Source organism: Nocardia elegans NBRC 108235, from assembly GCF_001612845.1.
Lineage (GTDB): Bacteria > Actinomycetota > Actinomycetes > Mycobacteriales > Mycobacteriaceae > Nocardia > Nocardia nova.
This window is the reverse complement of the sequence record NZ_BDBF01000048.1, coordinates 32,060-49,079: the sequence shown is the minus strand read 5'-3', so window position 1 is coordinate 49,079 and position 17,020 is coordinate 32,060. Positions and strand designations below refer to the sequence as shown.

Here is a 17,020-nt window from a genome sequence, read left to right as displayed (position 1 = left end):
GGCGGTCGAGGCGCGCGCGGCGACCGGATGTATCCGGCCGGCGGCGAAACAGGTGATCACGACCCGGGTGCCGCCCTCGATATCGCGCAGCCGCACGGAGGCGAAACTTCCGGTCGCCGCGCAGTACAACTCGAAGGCCTCCCCGCGCGGGCCCACCCGCACGGTCAGCGACAGCGTCCGGATCTCGGTGTCGGCGGTTCCGATGCGCAGCTGCCACAGCGGCGCGTCGGCGACGGTCTCGAGCCGTTCACAGGCGCCGATCCCGGTGAAGATGCGCGGATACAGCTGCGGGTCGATGAGCAGCTCCCAGACGGCGCTGCGCTCGACCGGCAGCTCGACGGCGGTGTCGAAAACCTCGGTAGCCAACTTCTTACACTTCTCGCGGGCCGGTTCTTCGAGCACACCGGCGGGAATTCCTTTGTAACCGGGATTGATTTCGCGCAGAAGATGCCTTGTGACAATTCCCGGACGGCCCGGGGGCACGGTTGTGAGTTCGCCGCCGATCCTCCGATGGGTGATGTGCGTCGCAGTCCGGAACGGAACGTCGTCCGCTGCTCCGATCGTTGAGCCAGCGGCTGTCCCGCGTCACAACGGTGCCGGACGCCGCCGGAAAAGGATGTGTGAGCTGGATGAGCAGGCGATTCGGGTCACGGTACCGGCGCCCGGCGGTGCTGTGCCTGGCGCTGGCGGCCGTGGTGGCGCTGTCGAGCGGCGTCGCCGCGGCGACCGACGGATCGGCGTCCGCGGACGGATCCCGGGTCGACCGGATCATCGATACCGACGCCCGCCACGCCACGCTCGTCGTGTATTCGGCGGCCATGGACCGCACGATCAGCATGCGGGTACTGCGCCCGGCCGACACCTCGCGGCCGGCTCCGGTGCTGTATCTGCTCGACGGCGCGGAGGACGGCATCGGGCCCGGCGGCATCGAAACCTCATGGGAAACCCGTACCGACATCGACGCTTTCACCGCAGACAAGGACGTCACCGTGGTGAACATCCTCGACGGCCGCTACACGTACTACACCGATTGGCTCGCCGACGATCCGGTGCTGGGCCGCAACGAATGGACGACCTTCCTGACGCGGGAACTTCCGCCGCTCGTCGACGCCGCGCTGCGCACCTCGGGCCGCAATGCGATTGCGGGGGTGTCGATGTCGGCGACATCGGTGCTCGAGCTGGCGCAGGCTGCTCCCGGACTGTACGCCGCGGTGGGGTCGTTCAGCGGATGCGCCCAGACCGGAACCGATCCGGGCCGGCGCTTCGTGCAGGCGGTGGTGGCCTCCGGCGGCGGAAATCCGTGGAACATGTGGGGACCGGACGGTTCGCCCGGCTGGATCGACGCCGATCCCAGCACCACGGCGAATCTGGAAAAGCTCCGGGGGACAGAGCTTTTCGTGACCGCGGGGATGCCGCACCCCGGCGGTGCGACGAACGGCCCGGCGGTCGCCGATCCCGCCGGAGGCGGTGCGCTGGAATCGGTGGTCGCGCAGTGCACCCGGCGCCTGCAGGACGCGACCGAGGCTCTCGGAATTCCCGCCACCTACCGCTACACGCCGGGCGGGCTGCACGACTGGCCGTATTGGGAGCGGTCCCTGCACGAGGCGTGGCCGAGTTTCGCGCGGGCGCTCGCCGATTAGCAGCCCGAATCAGGGCTTGCGGGCCACACCCGCATAGCCGTCGAGGGGCCGGACCTCCGAGAGGGGTTCGTCCGGATCCGGTCGCCACCGGGCCAGATATTCCAGGCCCGGTTCGACCAGAACCAGATCGCCGAGCAGTTCCATGATCTCGGCGCGGGTGCGCAGCCGATCGCCCCGGCCGGTGACGCGTTCGGTCACCGCGAGCATGCGGTCCATCTGCTCGGGCGGTCCCTCACTGGTCAGATGCGACAGCGCCAGATAACTTCCGGAGGCGATGGTGGCGCGTAGTCGCTCGAATACCGTCGCGGCCAGCGCATCGTCGGCGACGAAATGCAGCATCGATACGAGCAGGACGGCGACCGGCCGGTGGAAATCCAGCAGCTCCCGGACCTGCGGATGCTCCAGTACCCCATCGATATCGGTGAAATCGCCGTGCACCGCGGTGGCGTTCGGATTGTCGGCCAGCAGCTTGCGGCTCATGGTCACCGCGACCGGATCGATATCGACATAGACCACTCGCGCGCCCGGCACGACGCGCTGCGCGATCTCGTGCACGTTGCCCGCGGTCGGAATTCCGGAGCCCAGATCGAGGAATTGGTCGATACCCGCCTCGGCGAGAAAACCTACCGCACGCTGCAAAAACGCGCGGTTGGCGCGGGCCGTGCGCGGGACTTCGGGAATGACCTCGATCATTTGCGCGGCGACCGCCCGATCCACCTCGAAATTGGCGAATCCGCCGAGCAGATAGTCGTAAACTCGCGCCGGGCTGGGAATCCTGGGGTCGATGTCGTCGGCCGCCCAGTCGGGTAACAGGGGTTGCACGCAGCTCATCCTAGGCCGCGCACCCGGGCGGCGACATCGGTCGCATGAAGGACCCAGCGGTTGCGTCCGCTGGCCTTCGCGCGATACAGCCCGGCGTCGGCGGCATCGAGCAGCCGCTCGGCGTCGGTGCCGGTGACCGGGGTGACGATCGCGCCGATACAGGCCGAGATCATCAGGTCGTGGTTGTCGACGGGGATGGGTTCGGCCAACGCGTCGAGCAGGCGCTGGGCGACCGTGGCGATGTGCTCGGTATCGCAGGTCGGTCGCACCAGCCCGACGAATTCGTCGCCGCCCACCCGGGCCAGCAGGATCGCCGGGACGGCCGCCGAGAGCCGGTCCGCGACCGCGACCAGCAGGCGATCACCCACTCCGTGGCCGTAGGTGTCGTTGACCGATTTGAATCCGTCGAGGTCGATGAAACACAAGCCGATGCAGTCCTCGGTCTCGGCGTCGGTGATGATGGCCGAGAGCACTTCCACCAGTTGCCGCCGATTGGGCAGGCCGGTGAGCGGATCCAGGCGGGCCTGGCGATGTAATTCGGCCTGCAATTCCCGCCGCTGTGTGGTGTCTTCGCCGACCACCAGCAGATAGGCCGCGCGCCCGCCGGTCGCCGGCACCAGGGTGATCGCCCAGGTGGCCCACCCGTCGACACCTCCGGGCCGGGGATAGCGCAATTCCATCCGGACCGTGCCCGAGCCGGCGTGCAAAAGTTCGCCCAGCACGCGGCGCCGCAATTCCACTCGGTCGTCCGGATGGATCAGATCGGTGACACCGCGTTCGAGTAGATACTCGCGGCTCACGCCCAGCATCGCGGCCATGGCCGGATTCACGTCGACCACCCGGCCCTCGGCGTCACCGATGCCGATGGCGATGGCGGCATTGTCGAATACCACCCGGAATCGCGCCTCGGCGGCATTGCGGGCATCGGCCATCGCCGAGTGCAACATTTCCTGATGCCGTGCCCGGGTGGCGAGTAACTCCTCGGTATATCCGCGGGCCATCTCACCCAGTACGGCGAGCACCCGATCGCCCGGGGGGAAGGTGGTGGTGGCCAGCGGCGTCAGCGCACGGGCGGAGCGGGGCATGACCTGCGGATCGGTGAGGTTGGCGCGCACCAGCGCGGCGCCGATCGCGGCCGCGGGCGCCGCGTCGAACGGTTCCGCCCGCACGATGGTGACGAGCTGCTGGAGCAACCCCAGCAGCAGGTGCTCCAGCTCGCGCATGGACATGGGAACGAAACCGGTGTCGGCGATGGCGATACGCCATCGCCGAGCCAGTTCACCGACCCCGGTTTCCCCTGTCATGCACACCAACCCCGCCTCGGAACTACTCCCAGCGACTTGTGAGTACGGCGCGGCGCCGAACCAGAGAACCAGATTACCGCGCCGAGCGGGCCCGCAAGATCACGGCTGTGGCGTGATGCTGCGGGCCCGCTCGGTATGTACGGCGTGCGATCTCGGTGGAAAGATCGGATGCCGGCTACTTGCTCGCTTTGTGATAGGCGGCGACAACCTCGGAGGAAATGCGGCCGCGCGCGGAGACGTTATAGCCGTGTTTCTTGGCCCATTCCCGGATCGCCACCGTCTGCTCGCGGTCGGCCGCGGACTTGGTGCGGGTGCCACCGCCGGACTTCAAGCGGCCGACCTTGCGGGCCTTTTCCGTCCAGGGTTCGAGTGCCCCGCGCAGCTTCCCGGCATTCAATGTCGAGAGGTCGATTTCATACGCCACACCGTCGATCGAGAACTGCACGGTCTCATCCGCTTTGGACTTCCCGTCGTAATCATCGATGAGTGTGACGGTGACTTTCTTGGCCATGATCGAGCCCTTTCGCACTGACACGGAGCAACTGGGATTGTGTATACCGTACCGTAGTGCGGTCGGCCGTAGTGAATCCGGTGCTATTCGGGCGTTTTCGATCGTGAATGTTCCCGGAATGCGAAAAGAATCGGCGGGACGTATTTAGTGCGGGCACGGCAAAAGTTATCGGAATGCTCGCGGTCTTCGGACACTACTCGGGAGTTCGGATCGCGCGGTTCGGATAAAGGGAGCGGTGGGCGGGTACCCGGCTCCCGGGCCTCGCGGCGCGCGGAGCAGGGGATATTGCACACATAGCGATGTATGCATATGATGACGAGCGAAGCGACGGAGAGGAGTTTCGGGCATGGGCGCCGGACATACACACGGCTCGGGTCACGGGCATGCGCACAGTCATGCGCACGCCACTCCCGACAGCGATCGGCGCTGGCTCGCCGGGGCCCTCGCGGTCATCGTGGTCTTCCTCCTCGGCGAGGTGGTCGTCGGTGTGGTGGCCGGATCACTGGCCCTGCTGTCGGATGCCGCGCACATGCTCACCGACGCCGCCTCGATCGCGTTGGCGCTGTGGGCAATTCGTCTCGCGGCGCGACCGCCGGCCGGGCGGATGACCTTCGGCTGGAAGCGGGTCGAAATCCTGTCCGCGCAAGCCAACGGCCTGACGCTGCTGGTGTTGTCGGCCTGGCTGTTCTACGAGGCGATCCGCCGCCTGATCCAGCCGCCGTCGGTCACCGGTGGGCTCGTACTCACCACAGCGCTCGTGGGTGTGGTCGTGAATCTTGCCGCCACCTGGATGATTTCCCGGGCCAATCGCAGCAGCCTGAATGTCGAGGGCGCGTTCCAGCACATCCTCACCGATCTCTACGCCTTCCTCGCGACCGCGGTGGCCGGAGTGATCATCATGGTCACCGGATTCGAACGCGCCGACGCGATAGCGACGCTGGTGGTGGTCGCGCTGATGGTCAAGGCGGGCGTCGGCCTGGTCCGCGCGTCGAGCCGGATATTCCTCGAGGCCGCCCCGGCCGATATCGATCCGGCTGCGGTGGGTGTGGGTATGGCCGCCCGTGACGGGGTGGTCGAGGTGCACGACCTGCACATCTGGGAAATCACCTCGGGGTCTCCGGCGCTCTCGGCGCACGTGCTGGTCGAGCCCGGCCGCGACTGTCACGCGGTGCGTCAGGATCTGGCGCAGTGGCTGGCCGCCGACCATCACATCGAGCACGCCACGCTGCAGGTGGATCACGCACAGCCCGAACTGATCGAACTCGGGGCCGGTTCGAGTGGCCACTGCGCCCAGTCGCACGGCCCCGCGCACCGGTCGCAGGATGTCGCGCACGCCCACGAATCCGGTAATCGGAACTAACCGGACACCCCGCCGGACCGGCGCAAACGCCCCGGGACGCCGGGTGGATACTGGCTGCCGTGGGATGGATCGACACGCCGCTAACCGTGCAGTCCGTCATCGAGGAATGGCGCTGGGACACCTCGACCATCGTGGTGACCGCCGGGTTGGGGCTCGGCTACGGCCTGGCTCGCCGGCGCGCCGATCGGCGCGGTAGCACGGAGTCGGCGGGACGCAGCTGGGCGTTCGGCGCGGTCGGCCTCGGAGTGTGGTTGCTGACCGGCGTCAGCGTGATCGGCGTGTACTCCGGGACCCTCTTCTGGATGCGGGCACTGCAAATCCTGCTGCTGCTCTACGTGGTGCCGTTCGGCCTGGCGACCGGGCGGCCGCTGACCGTGGTGCGGGATTCGCTGGGCGCGGCCGGACGAGCGCGGATGGAACGCGTGCTGGCCTCGGCGCCGGCGCGGGTGGTGACCTATCCGCTGATCTCCTCGATCGCCATCCTGGCCACTCCCTGGCTGCTGATCCTGACCCCGTGGTACGAAGCCGTCCTGCGGCACGGCGTGGTCGACGCGCTCACCCGAATGCTGCTGGTGGCCGTCGGCTTCCTGTACTTCTATTCGCGGCTGCAGACCGATCCGGTGCCGCACCGCTATTCGCAGGCCCTCTCGTTGTTGATCACGGTTTTCGAGTCGCTGGCGGACGGGGTGCTGGGATTGGTGCTGTGGTTCGGGCCGCTGGTCGCGGTGGACTACTACACCGAGGTGGGCCGGACGTGGGGCCCCGATCTGCGCATGGATCAGATCATCGGCGCGGGCATCATCTGGGTGCTCGGCGACGTGCTCGGCCTGCCCTACCTGCTGACGCTGATGCGGTCGTGGGCGGCCGACGAACGACGCAACGCCGCGAAAATGGACGCCGAACTCGATGCGGCCGAAGAGCTTTCGGCGCCACCGGCCGACGCGGACGCGCGGACCTCGCCCGCGCCCGCCGCGGCGACGGCGAGCGCGGAGGCACCGGTCCAGAGCGGCCTGTGGTGGGAAAACGATCCCGTGCTGCGCGACCGCTTCCGGCGCTGACGGAATGCGCCCGTCCGGACGGCTACCGCTTCCTGCCACCGGCCGGGCTATCGCACCCGGATCTCGCGCACTCAGATCTTGCGGATCACCGTGACGACCTTGCCCAGGATCTGGGCGTCGTTACCGTCGATCGGATCGAACAGCGGGTTGTGCGGAATCAGCCAGACCTGGTCGCCGGTGCGTTTGAACGTCTTGACCGTCGCCTCGCCCTCGATCATCGCCGCGACGATATCGCCGTTGTCGGCGACATTCTGCTGGCGGACGACCACCCAGTCGCCGTCGCAGATCGCCGCGTCGACCATTGATTCGCCGACGACCTTCAGCAGGAACAGCGAACCCTCGCCGACCAGTTCGCGCGGCAGCGGGAACACGTCCTCGACGGCCTGTTCCGCGAGGATCGGCCCACCGGCGGCGATGCGGCCCAGCACCGGCACATAGGTGGGCGCCGGGGTCGCATCCGAGGTTTCGGTCGCCACCGCGCGCAGCACCGGCGCGGCACCGGCCGCCCGCACGGCGGTCTCGTCCAGGCCGCGGACGTCGACCGCACGGGGACGGTTGGGATCGCGGCGCAGATACCCCTTGCGTTCGAGTGCCCGGAGCTGATGCGCGACCGACGAGGTGGAGGTGAGTCCGACCGCATCGCCGATCTCGCGGATGCTCGGGGGATAGCCGCGTTCGCTCACCGAGGTCCGGATGACCTCGAGTACCTTGCGCTGGCGGTCGGTGAGATCCGCTCCGTTGCCGGGGGTTTCGGTGTCACCGGCCGGCGCCGGGGCGCCGTCGGGGGAGGCCGTGCCGCTTCCGGCCGCCTCCTCGTGTCCGACCACCGTACGTTCGCTCACGCTCGCCGTCCTCCATTCGTCTGTCTGCCGGGGCGTGTGTCTGCCGGGTTCTGCCGGCGCCGGGTTCTGCCGGCGCCGCCGGATCGCGTGTTTCGAATGTAGTCCGCCCGCGGCCAGGTTTCAAACATCTGTTCGACGCATGTCGGCGTGGCTGGTGACTTTGTCGGTCCGGCGTGGTAAGAATTCGAACATCAGTTCGTCGAACAGATGAGCGAATACGCCACCACTCTCATATCCCTGTGATCCATCAGCCCAGCACTCGTCACAGCATTCATGGAGGTCGTCAGATGCGTACCGCGGTCGATGAATTCAGCACGATCGGCACCCGGACCGGTTCGGCCGGCGGTGCCCCCGTCCGCACCGTGCGGCCGGTCCGGCGCCGCGGCCGGGCCGACCTGCGGCGTCCTCGCGGCCTGGATCGCCCGCACGCTGTGGTGGGCTACGACCGAGTGCCCGCCGCCGCGCCGGCCCGCGGGCCCCATCCGCTCCAGCGGGTGGAACAAGCGCGAATCGGGCTCGCGACCCTCGCGGCGACCGCCCTGCTCACCGCGGCGGCGGTCTGTGGGCTGATGGGCCTGGCACAGCTGCGCGACGCGGATGGTCCGGCGTCCACCCAGACCGTCCAGGTGCAGCCGGGTGAGTCGCTGGCCGACCTCGCGCAGCGGGTGGCGCCGGGAGATCCGGTGCGCGACACGGTGGCCCGCATCGTGGAGTTGAACGGATTACGTGGCGCCGAGGTGGCCGCCGGACGCACTCTCGTGGTTCCGGCATCGCGATAACGCCGTGGTCGGGGGCCTCGATGACCGCGAATCCGCGTGGCCGGATTTATTGATCCAGAACTGAAACATGTTGCTACTCTGCTCGGAATGTGATCGGGGCTACATTCGCCGCCAACAGATTTCGAGGACGAGGCATCATGGCGCACACCCTCCAGCGGGCGCTGCCGCGACTGTTCGCACACGCGGCCGCACTGCTCATCTGTTTCGTCATCGCCGGTGCCGCGGCGCCCGCGGTACGCGCGGAGGCGGGATACACCGCATATCTGGACATTCCCGTGGTGAACGGGGCGGGGGAGAGCGCCGGTGGCCTGAATCCCGAGCTGCCGCTGGACATTTCGACGCTGCGCGCGGCGCTCGACCAGGCCCGCGGCGACGGAGTCGCACCGTCGCGGTATGCGGCACTGCTACATCAGTATTGGCTCACGGTGGCGACCGCCGGTGCCGATATCGACCTGGCCGCGTGGGATCCGATCCGGGGAGTTGCCGCCAATTCGCGCACCTTCACCCAGGTCTACGTGAACTACCTGCGGCTGACGACCGCCCACCCCGAGTTCTACTGGACCGGGCTGGCCGGACTGGCGGGTGGCTCGTTCGCCTCCGGCTTCTTCGACATGAGCGATGTGGCAACGATTCTCAGCGTGCCGGGTATCCACCAGCTCGGCGGCGCGGTCGCGGATCTGCTGCGAGCCACACCGCCGGAGCTCGTCGCGGCGCTACCCGCCGACATCCGGCTCCTGGCGAGCGAGGGGCCCCGGCTCACCGCCGAGGATCTGGCATGGTTCCAGACCCGGCTGATGATCATGCAGAAGCACATCTTCCTCGACCAGGTGCCGATGCACGAGGCCTATGTCGCGGGAGGGTTGCCCGCGATCGAGGAGATGTACGCCGCCGGCGTGCTCGACGACAATGCCGTCCAGGCCTGGCGCTCGCTCGCCACCGGCACGGTCACCGGATACAACGACGCGCTGATGCGGATGACCGATCGCGAACAGAATCAGATCATCGCCGATCAATGGGATGTGACGTCGCAGGGGCGGGGCGCTATGGGCCGGGTGATGACCTACGTCAGCACCGTGGCGGCAAAGCCGGCGGTACCCGGCGTGCGCGCACCCGGTGTGTTCGCACCGACCACCGTCTCGGCGGAGGTCGACGGTCGCACGATGACGCTGCGCACCCCGTTGCCCGACTTCAACTGGGCCGACCGCGACCCGCGCTGGACCTACATCACCGGCGATCTGGTGCCGTGCTACGAACGGATGCAGGCCACCCCGGGTCTGGCACGCCAGGTGCTGTCGGTGCCGTTCGCCGGTGATCTCGCCGCCGGGCGATTGCTGAATCGCCTGCCGGATCTGCTCACCGACCTGACGAGCCAGTGGCAACTGACGGCGTGAGCAGCCCCGGTCGCGGGTCCGCATGGGCCGTGCCGAACACCGTCCGGGTATCCTGAAAGACGCTCAGGACATACGTGGTGAGTGCGGCTGTTTCGGCGGAAGAAGGTCGAGGGCAGGCAGCTCGTCGCGAACCGACGCAGGCATCGACGAAGGATCCCGGATGCATTGCCCGTACTGTCGGCACCCGGATTCGCGGGTGGTCGACTCGCGTGAGGCCGAGGAAGGCAGCGCGATCAGGCGCCGCCGCGCGTGTCCGCAGTGCGGTCGCCGCTTCACCACGGTCGAGACCGCGATCCTCTCGGTGGTCAAACGCAGCGGTGTCACCGAACCGTTCAGCCGCGAGAAGGTGATCCGTGGCGTCCGCCGCGCCTGCCAGGGGCGTGAGGTCGACGACGATGCCCTGAACCTGCTCGCCCAGCAGGTCGAGGATGCGGTGCGAGCGAAGGGCTCTCCGGAGGTGCCGAGCCACGAAGTCGGTCTGGCCATCCTCGGGCCGTTGCGCGATCTCGACGAGGTCGCCTATCTGCGTTTCGCGTCGGTCTACCGGTCCTTCAGCTCCGCCGACGATTTCGAACGCGAGATCGCCGATCTGCGCCGCCATCGCGCCGAACGATCGGTGCCCGCCGGCGCCGACTGATCAACGCGGCCGGGTGATCAGCGGGGCCGGGTGGCGGCGGGCGCCGCGCCGATGCCGTCGATGGCCTTGACGATTCGCTTGGCGGACACCGGATACGGCGTACCCAGCTGCTGGGCGAACAGGCTCACCCGCAGTTCCTCGATCATCCACCAGATCTCGGTGACGTCGGCGGCCGTGCGACGCGCCTCCGGGAGGCGGTCGAGCAACCGCGCGTAGGCGGTGTGCACCCGATCCAGTTCGGCCGCGCCGTGGCGATCGCGATCGGCCGAGGCCGGCAGCGCGAGCAGTCGTGCCTCGGCGGCGTGCAGATACCGCGGGATCTCGCGCAGCCGGGCACTGCCGAATTCGCTGACGAAACCGGCGAAGACCAGGTCGTCGAGCTGCCCGGCCACATCGTCGGCGATATCGCGATCGGTGGTGTCGGCCAGAGCGGCGCGCACCCGGTGCGCGGCCGCCAGCACCGGAACCACCAGCGCGAGGATGCGCGCGACCGCACCGGCGAACTGCGGTCGAACCTGCTCGACGAGCCGGGTGAACTGCTCCGGGCTGCGCACCGGGCCACCGTGTGCGGCGATCAGTTCGTCGGCGGCGCAGGCGCGGCAGTCGTCGAGCAGCGCCTCCAGCGATCCGTACGGGTTCTGGCTCAACGCGAGGCGATCGGCGGCCGACAGCCCCGAGGTGACCGAGCGTTGCGCGGCCGGCATCTCGCGCAGCAGCAGCGCCCGGGTGCCGGTGCGCATCGCGGCACGCTGTGCCGCCGGTGAGGACAACACTCGCACCGCCACCCCGTCACCCTCGCGGACCAGCGCGGGATAGCCGGTGATGGTCTGGCCGCCGACCTCACGCCGAACGGTCTGCGGCACGGTGCCCAGCGTCTGCGCCGTCCACACCGTCGCCGGCGCCTTCTCGGCCGCACTCGTCGCCTTCGCCACCGACTGTGAAATTTGCTGGGACAGTTGAGTTTTCAAGGCTGCGAGGCCCTTGCCGCGGGCGAGGTGCGCGCCGTCGGGACCGACGACGGCGAATGTCATCCGCAGATGATCCGGCAGCGCGGCGGGGTCGAGGTCGGCCGGTGCGATCGAGGTCGACGCCAGTGCCGACAATTCGCGGGCCAGTCCGCTGCGCAATGGTTCCGCGCGCGGAGTCAGCCGCGCCAACGCGGCCTTCGCGAAGTCCGGCGCGGGAACGACACTGCGGCGCAGCTGTTTCGGCAGTGTCTTGATCAGTGCGGCGGCGAGTTCCTCGCGCATGCCGGGAACCAGCCAGTCGAAGCCCACGGCACGAACGTGGGCGAGTTGGGCGACCGGGATGTGCACGGTCACGCCGTCGTCGGCCTGTCCCGGCTCGAACTGGTAGGTGAGCGGGAAAGTCAGCTCGCCCTGCCGCCAGCTGTCCGGGTAGGCGGCCGGATCCAGCTGGGCCGCTTGCGCATTGACCACGGTGGCGGTCGAGAAGTCCAGCAGATGCGGATCCTCGCGCTCGGCCTTGCGCCACCAGCTGTCGAAATGCCGCACCGACACCACGTCGGCGGGAATGCGCTGCTCGTAGAAATCGAACAGCACCTGGTCGTCGACGAGGATGTCGCGCCGCCGTGCCCGATGCTCCAGATCGGCCACATCGTCGAGCAGTTCGCGGTTGCGATGGAAGAACCGGTGCCGGGTCTGCCATTCGCCCTGGACCAGTGCGTGCCGGATGAACAGCTCGCGCGACAGCTGGGCATCGATGCGGCCGAAGTCGACGCGGCGCTGGGTGACCAGCGGAATGCCGTAGAGGGTGACCCGCTCGTAGGCCATCGCCGCGCCGCGCCGGGAGGACCAGTGCGGTTCGGAGTAGTTTCGTTTGACCAGATCGCCGGCGAGCCGTTCGGCCCATTCCGGCTCGATCCGCGCGGCCATCCGGCCCCATAGTCGTGAGGTTTCCACCAGTTCGGCCGCCATCACCCAGCGCGGCGGCTTCTTGGCCAGCGTCGAACCGGGGAAGATCATGAACTTCGCGCCGCGCGCACCGAGGAACTCCCGCGATTCGGCCTCGCGCACCCCGATATGCGACAGCATGCCCGCCAGCAGCGCGCGATGGATCGAGTCCCCGTCCCACGGCAGGGCGTCCGGATTCTGTTGCGGCGCGATGGATTCCGCGGCCGACCAGCCGAGGCTTTTCGTGATGGTGCGCAGCTGCCCTTGCAGATCCTGCCATTCCCGGATGCGCAGGTAGTGCAGGAACTCGTCGCGGCACAGTCGCCGGAACTGGTTGGACGACAACGACTTCCGCTGTCCGCGCAGATAGTCCCACAAACGCAGATAAGCGAGGAAATCCGAGCCCTCGACGGTGAAGCGGGCGTGTTTGGTGTCGGCGGCCTGCTGGAATTCGGCCGGCCGTTCCCGCACGTCCTGGATCGACAGCGCCGCGACGATGACCAGCACCTCGGACAGGCATCCGTTCGCCTCGGCGGCGACGAGCATGCGCGCCATCCGCGGATCGACCGGGAGTTGGGCCATCTGCCGTCCCACCGCGGTGAGCGCCAGCTCGTCCCCGCCCTCCGGCGCGCGCACATGGCCCCCGGGGGCGCCTTCGCTGCCGCGTCCGCGGCGACGGCGCGCACCGCGAGCGGGCGTGGGCGCCTCGGCGGGGCGCCCGAGAGCGCCGAGTTCCAGTAGCAGCGCGATACCGTCGCGGATCGCCCGCCGGTCCGGCGCCTCGACGAACGGGAAGCTCTCGATGTCGCCGAGCCCCAGTGCGGTCATCTGCAGGATGACCGCGGCCAGGTTCGTGCGCAGAATCTCCGGTTCGGTGAACGCGGGGCGCGCCTCGAAGTCCTCCTCGGAGTAGAGCCGGATGCAGATGCCGTCGGCTACGCGTCCGCAGCGCCCGGAACGCTGCCGCGCGGAGGCCTGGGAGATCGGTTCGATCGGCAGGCGCTGCACCTTGGTGCGCATCGAATAGCGGGAGATGCGCGCGGTGCCCGGATCCACCACGTAGCGGATACCCGGCACGGTGAGCGAGGTCTCGGCGACGTTGGTGGCCAGCACCACACGACGGCCGGTGTGCGGCTGGAAGACTCGATGCTGTTCGGCCGCCGACAAGCGTGCGTAGAGCGGAACGATCTCGGTGCGCGGAAGTTTCAGATCGCGCAGCGTGTCGGCGGTATCGCGGATCTCGCGCTCACCGGACAGGAATACCAGCACGTCGCCGTCGCCCTCGGCGAGCAGTTCGCGGACCGCGTCGCCGATGGCATCGGTCTGGTCGCGAGCGTCCTCGGCGCTGCCGCGCCCGCTCTGCCGGGCGCGGCGCGGCGCCAGCTCCTCCTCGAAGTCGTCCTCGTCGTCGGTGCCGGCCATGTCCGGAGCCAGCGGGCGATACCGGATTTCGACCGGATAGGACCGTCCCGACACCTCGACGATCGGCGCGGGCTCCCCGGAGTCCGCATCGGCGAAATGACGGGCGAACAGTTCCGGGTCGATGGTCGCCGAGGTGATGATCACCTTGAGATCCGGACGCTTCGGCAACAGCGACTTCAGATAGCCGAGCAGGAAGTCGATATTGAGGCTGCGCTCGTGCGCCTCGTCGATGATGATCGTGTCGTAGCGACGCAGCAGCCGGTCGCGCTGAATTTCGGCCAGCAGGATGCCGTCGGTCATCAATTTGATCAGGGTGCGATCGGAGGCCTGATCGGTGAAGCGCACGGTGTAGCCGACCACGTCGCCGAGCTCGGTATCGAGTTCGGAGGCAATGCGTTCGGCCACCGTGCGGGCCGCCAGCCGCCGCGGCTGGGTGTGGCCGATGGTGCCGCGGATCCCGCGCCCGAGTTCGAGGCAGATCTTCGGGATCTGCGTGGTCTTACCCGACCCCGTCTCACCGGCGATCACGACGACCTGATGGGCGGCGATCGCCGCGGCGATATCGTCGCGATGGGCCGAGACCGGCAGTTGTTCGGGATAGCGAATCGCCGGGACCGCGCCGCGGCGAGTCTCGATGCGAGCCTGCGCGGCGGCGATCTCACGCTCCAGCCGTTCGATCTCGCCGTCGTTGCCGTGTGCCTTGTCCAGCCGTCGGCGCAGCCGGTGTTCGTCGCGGAGAGAGAGGTCGGCCAGGCGAGCGCGCAGCTCGCGGGTGGTGGCAGTCGAGGTCATTGCATCGACCAGCGTAGCGAAACCGGCCGTCCGGCCCGTTCCCGCGCTGGTCGGGGCGCCGGACGGTGAAGATAACCGAATCGTTGCTATCGGATGATCTTGGTACCCCGCGGGGGCCGGTTATGTCACCATCGGGTCATGACTGCTGGTTCCGGAACGCCGATGTGGGTCCGTGGACTGCGCGTGGTGTCGGTGCTGCTGGGCATCGCCGCTCTGGTCCGCGACGGGGTGCGCGCGGTCGCGACGACCGCGTCGCACACGCTGCGCCGGCCGGTGGCGGCGGAGCCCGCGACGAGGCAGCGTACGTCGCCGGTCGGATCCGCCTAGACCCGGAAGCCTTTCCGTGCCGCCGGATTACGCCGGCGGCAGGGTTCGTCGTCTGCCGGTGGCCGGGGCGCCGGTGGTGAAACCGCCTGGCGGGCCGACCGGTATGCGAGGATCGTACGATGATCGGCCGTGCGGGAACGCCGATGTGGATCCGGATCCTGCGGATCGCGTTCGGTGTGCTGGGAATTGTTGCGCTGCTGTGGATTCCGCTCCGTGCGTGGGGATCGCCCGGATTCTCGCTCGGCAACTACGTGAGCTACTTCACCATCGAATCCAATATCGCCGGTGTGCTGGTTCTGCTGATCGGGGGTCTGCTGGATCCGGCGGCGCGGCGCTGGCAGGTGGTGCGCGGCGCGGGCACGCTGTATCTGCTGATCACCGGGGTGATCTACGCGGTGCTGCTGGCGAACATCGATGTGATGCTCACCGATAAGTGGATCAACGACACATTGCATCGGGTGCTGCCGATCGTGCTGGTCGCCGACTGGATTCTGGTGTCGGCGCGGCTGCGGGTCTCGGCGGCGCTGATCGGCGGGTGGCTGATCTACCCGATCGCCTTCTGCGCCTACAGCCTGGTCCGCGGCGAGATCGTGGACTGGTATCCGTATCCGTTCCTGGACCCCCGAGTGCAGGGGTATGTCTCGCTGCTGATCGGGGTGGTGATGCTGGCCGCGGTGATCGCGCTGCTGGCGATCGCGGTGGCGTGGGTGGGGTCGTTGCACAACCGTCGCGAGGCCCCCGTTCCGGTCTGACCCTGCGGTTGCCGGTCGATTGCGCGGGCCGGACGACCCGGCCTCGTCGGGCGTCGCGCGGGTAGTCTGGCGGCGCGGGCGATCGGGTGTGCCCATCGCCACCGGACGACGGGGAGAGGAGCCGAGCATGGGTGCGCTGTGGCACGGATTCGCGGATATGGGCGCGGTGGAGCGCGACGGCGCCTTCGTGGTCGCCCGCGGTGAGGGCGCCTACATCTGGGACGAAGCCGGGCGGCGGTATCTCGATGCGACGGCGGGGCTGTGGTTCACCAATGTCGGTCACGGCCGCCGCGAGATCGCCGACGCGGTCGCGGCGCAATTGTCGACGCTCGCACACTATTCGAACTTCGGCGACCTGACCGCGCCGGTGACGCAGCGGCTGGCCGAGCGGTTGTCGGAGCTGGCGCCGGTGCCCGGCAGCAAGATCATGTTCACCTCCGGTGGATCCGACTCGGTCGACACCGCCGCCAAACTCGCCCGCCGGTTCTGGCGCGAGCAGGGCCGTCCGGACAAGACGCTGCTGGTCGGCCGCCGGCTGGCCTATCACGGAATGCACGTCGCCGGAACGGCGCTGGCCGGCATCGAGGGCAATCACGAGGGTTACGGCGAGCTGATGGCCGATACCCGCACGGTGGAATTCGATCAGGCGCAGGCGCTGCGGGCGCTGATCGACGAGGTGGGTGCCGATCGGATCGCGGCGTTCTTCTGCGAGCCGATCATCGGGGCGGGCGGGGTGTATCTGCCACCGGAGGGTTATCTCTCCGAGGTTCGCCGCCTCTGCCGCGACAACGACATCCTCTTCGTCGCCGACGAGGTCGTCACCGGCTTCGGGCGGATCGGCGGATCGTGGTTCGCCTCCACTCGTTTCGGGCTCGAACCGGACCTGATGACCACCGCGAAGGGCCTGACGTCCGGCTATCTGCCGATGGGTGCGGTCTTCGTGGCACCGCGAGTGGCCGAACCGTTCTTCGGTGGCGGAGTGTGGTTCCGGCACGGCTACACCTACGGCGGCCACGCCGGATCGGCCGCCGCGGCGATGGCCAATCTCGACATCATCGAACGCGAGCATCTGCTCGACGCCAGCAAGAACATCGAATCGCTGCTGCACGACCACCTCGCGCCGCTGGCCGGACATCCGCGCGTGGCGCAGGTCCGCAGTGGATTGGGCGCGGTGGCCGGGGTACAACTCGCCGATCCGTCCGAGGGGCCGGCCATGGTGAAAGCGCTACGCGCCGAAGGCGTTTCCACCCGGTCCGCCGGCCAGGGCGCGTTGCAGATCTCGCCGGCGTTCGTCATGACCGACGAGCAGATCGGCGAGCTCGCGGCGGCGATCGGTCGCGCGCTGGGCTGAGCGCACGGTCTGCCCCACGGCTGCCTCTTCGGTGCCTCCGGGCCGCCGGATGGGCGGTGCCCACCGCCGCGCCGTGCGAGCATGGGTGCGAAGGCGAACGCGCCGCGGCGGAAGGTGGT

At 68.6% G+C, this 17,020-nt stretch carries 15 protein-coding genes; 9 read left to right on the top strand and 6 right to left on the bottom strand.

Annotated elements, in window-relative coordinates; translation table 11 throughout:
- Nucleotides 1-402, bottom strand: a 402-nt coding sequence (locus tag NE2_RS27950) for an SRPBCC family protein (protein WP_507756634.1), incomplete at its 3' end; no start/stop codon positions are given.
- Nucleotides 403-629: 227 nt separating this feature from the next.
- On the opposite strand from NE2_RS27950, the gene NE2_RS27945 reads away from it, so the two are divergent.
- Entirely contained in the window at nt 630-1,640 is a 1,011-nt protein-coding gene (locus tag NE2_RS27945; RefSeq protein WP_063909505.1) for an alpha/beta hydrolase, read from the top strand.
- 9 nt (nt 1,641-1,649) lie between these two features.
- Here the strand turns inward: NE2_RS27945 and NE2_RS27940 are convergent, their stop codons facing one another.
- From NE2_RS27940 to NE2_RS27930, 3 genes are all read right to left on the bottom strand, one after another.
- Complete coding sequence (locus NE2_RS27940) at nt 1,650-2,462, bottom strand: SAM-dependent methyltransferase (RefSeq protein WP_167356788.1); 813 nt, start codon at nt 2,460-2,462, stop codon at nt 1,650-1,652.
- Nucleotides 2,463-2,467: 5 nt separating this feature from the next.
- Entirely contained in the window at nt 2,468-3,766 is a 1,299-nt protein-coding gene (locus NE2_RS27935) for a diguanylate cyclase domain-containing protein (protein ID WP_063030885.1), read from the bottom strand.
- A 175-nt stretch (nt 3,767-3,941) separates the two neighbouring features.
- Nucleotides 3,942-4,277, bottom strand: a complete 336-nt coding sequence (locus NE2_RS27930) for a histone-like nucleoid-structuring protein Lsr2 (protein WP_030517270.1) — start codon at nt 4,275-4,277, stop codon at nt 3,942-3,944.
- Nucleotides 4,278-4,623: 346 nt separating this feature from the next.
- Here NE2_RS27930 and NE2_RS27925 point away from each other — a divergent pair, with 346 nt between their 5' ends.
- Together NE2_RS27925 and NE2_RS27920 are read left to right on the top strand one after the other, a co-directional pair.
- Nucleotides 4,624-5,637: a cation diffusion facilitator family transporter gene (locus NE2_RS27925; protein WP_063030883.1), complete on the top strand. Its 1,014-nt coding sequence runs from the start codon at nt 4,624-4,626 to the stop codon at nt 5,635-5,637.
- A 68-nt stretch (nt 5,638-5,705) separates the two neighbouring features.
- On the top strand, nt 5,706-6,695 hold the full coding sequence (locus NE2_RS27920) for a cytochrome c oxidase assembly protein (RefSeq protein ID WP_063030905.1): 990 nt from the start codon (nt 5,706-5,708) through the stop codon (nt 6,693-6,695).
- Nucleotides 6,696-6,766: 71 nt separating this feature from the next.
- On the opposite strand, the gene lexA is transcribed toward NE2_RS27920, so the two are convergent.
- Nucleotides 6,767-7,537: a transcriptional repressor LexA gene (gene lexA / locus NE2_RS27915; protein WP_233429893.1), complete on the bottom strand. Its 771-nt coding sequence runs from the start codon at nt 7,535-7,537 to the stop codon at nt 6,767-6,769.
- Between the two features lie 287 nt (nt 7,538-7,824).
- Here lexA and NE2_RS27910 point away from each other — a divergent pair, with 287 nt between their 5' ends.
- The 3 genes from NE2_RS27910 to nrdR all read left to right on the top strand — a co-directional run bounded on the left by NE2_RS27910 (nt 7,825) and on the right by nrdR (nt 10,344).
- On the top strand, nt 7,825-8,316 hold the full coding sequence (locus NE2_RS27910) for a LysM peptidoglycan-binding domain-containing protein (protein WP_063030881.1): 492 nt from the start codon (nt 7,825-7,827) through the stop codon (nt 8,314-8,316).
- Nucleotides 8,317-8,453: 137 nt separating this feature from the next.
- Complete coding sequence (locus tag NE2_RS27905) at nt 8,454-9,707, top strand: hypothetical protein (RefSeq protein WP_063030879.1); 1,254 nt, start codon at nt 8,454-8,456, stop codon at nt 9,705-9,707.
- A 160-nt stretch (nt 9,708-9,867) separates the two neighbouring features.
- A complete protein-coding gene (gene nrdR / locus NE2_RS27900; RefSeq protein ID WP_063030877.1) occupies nt 9,868-10,344 on the top strand; it encodes a transcriptional regulator NrdR in 477 nt (158 codons plus the stop codon).
- Nucleotides 10,345-10,361: 17 nt separating this feature from the next.
- On the opposite strand, the gene hrpA is transcribed toward nrdR, so the two are convergent.
- Nucleotides 10,362-14,471: an ATP-dependent RNA helicase HrpA gene (hrpA, locus tag NE2_RS27895; RefSeq protein WP_063030875.1), complete on the bottom strand. Its 4,110-nt coding sequence runs from the start codon at nt 14,469-14,471 to the stop codon at nt 10,362-10,364.
- A 138-nt stretch (nt 14,472-14,609) separates the two neighbouring features.
- Here hrpA and NE2_RS36010 point away from each other — a divergent pair, with 138 nt between their 5' ends.
- The 3 genes from NE2_RS36010 (at nt 14,610) to NE2_RS27885 (ending at nt 16,901) form a co-directional block, all read left to right on the top strand.
- Nucleotides 14,610-14,798 (top strand): hypothetical protein, encoded by a 189-nt coding sequence (locus NE2_RS36010; protein WP_146165314.1) that lies wholly within the window; start codon nt 14,610-14,612, stop codon nt 14,796-14,798.
- Between the two features lie 119 nt (nt 14,799-14,917).
- Complete coding sequence (locus tag NE2_RS27890) at nt 14,918-15,550, top strand: Pr6Pr family membrane protein (RefSeq protein ID WP_063030873.1); 633 nt, start codon at nt 14,918-14,920, stop codon at nt 15,548-15,550.
- 127 nt (nt 15,551-15,677) lie between these two features.
- A complete protein-coding gene (locus NE2_RS27885; protein ID WP_063030871.1) occupies nt 15,678-16,901 on the top strand; it encodes an aminotransferase family protein in 1,224 nt (407 codons plus the stop codon).
- Nucleotides 16,902-17,020: the final 119 nt, after the last annotated feature.

Excerpts from the sequence above, each read along its gene's own strand:
- NE2_RS27910 (WP_063030881.1), top strand. The coding sequence starts at position 7,825 with ATGCGTACCGCGGTCGATGAATTCAGCACGATCGGCACCCGGACCGGT.
- NE2_RS27935 (WP_063030885.1), bottom strand. The coding sequence starts at position 3,766 with ATGACAGGGGAAACCGGGGTCGGTGAACTGGCTCGGCGATGGCGTATC.
- NE2_RS27925 (WP_063030883.1), top strand. The coding sequence starts at position 4,624 with ATGGGCGCCGGACATACACACGGCTCGGGTCACGGGCATGCGCACAGT.
- NE2_RS27945 (WP_063909505.1), top strand. The coding sequence starts at position 630 with ATGAGCAGGCGATTCGGGTCACGGTACCGGCGCCCGGCGGTGCTGTGC.
- NE2_RS27930 (WP_030517270.1), bottom strand. The coding sequence starts at position 4,277 with ATGGCCAAGAAAGTCACCGTCACACTCATCGATGATTACGACGGGAAG.
- NE2_RS27885 (WP_063030871.1), top strand. The coding sequence starts at position 15,678 with ATGGGTGCGCTGTGGCACGGATTCGCGGATATGGGCGCGGTGGAGCGC.
- NE2_RS36010 (WP_146165314.1), top strand. The coding sequence starts at position 14,610 with ATGACTGCTGGTTCCGGAACGCCGATGTGGGTCCGTGGACTGCGCGTG.
- nrdR (WP_063030877.1), top strand. The coding sequence starts at position 9,868 with ATGCATTGCCCGTACTGTCGGCACCCGGATTCGCGGGTGGTCGACTCG.
- NE2_RS27890 (WP_063030873.1), top strand. The coding sequence starts at position 14,918 with ATGATCGGCCGTGCGGGAACGCCGATGTGGATCCGGATCCTGCGGATC.
- hrpA (WP_063030875.1), bottom strand. The coding sequence starts at position 14,471 with ATGACCTCGACTGCCACCACCCGCGAGCTGCGCGCTCGCCTGGCCGAC.
- NE2_RS27905 (WP_063030879.1), top strand. The coding sequence starts at position 8,454 with ATGGCGCACACCCTCCAGCGGGCGCTGCCGCGACTGTTCGCACACGCG.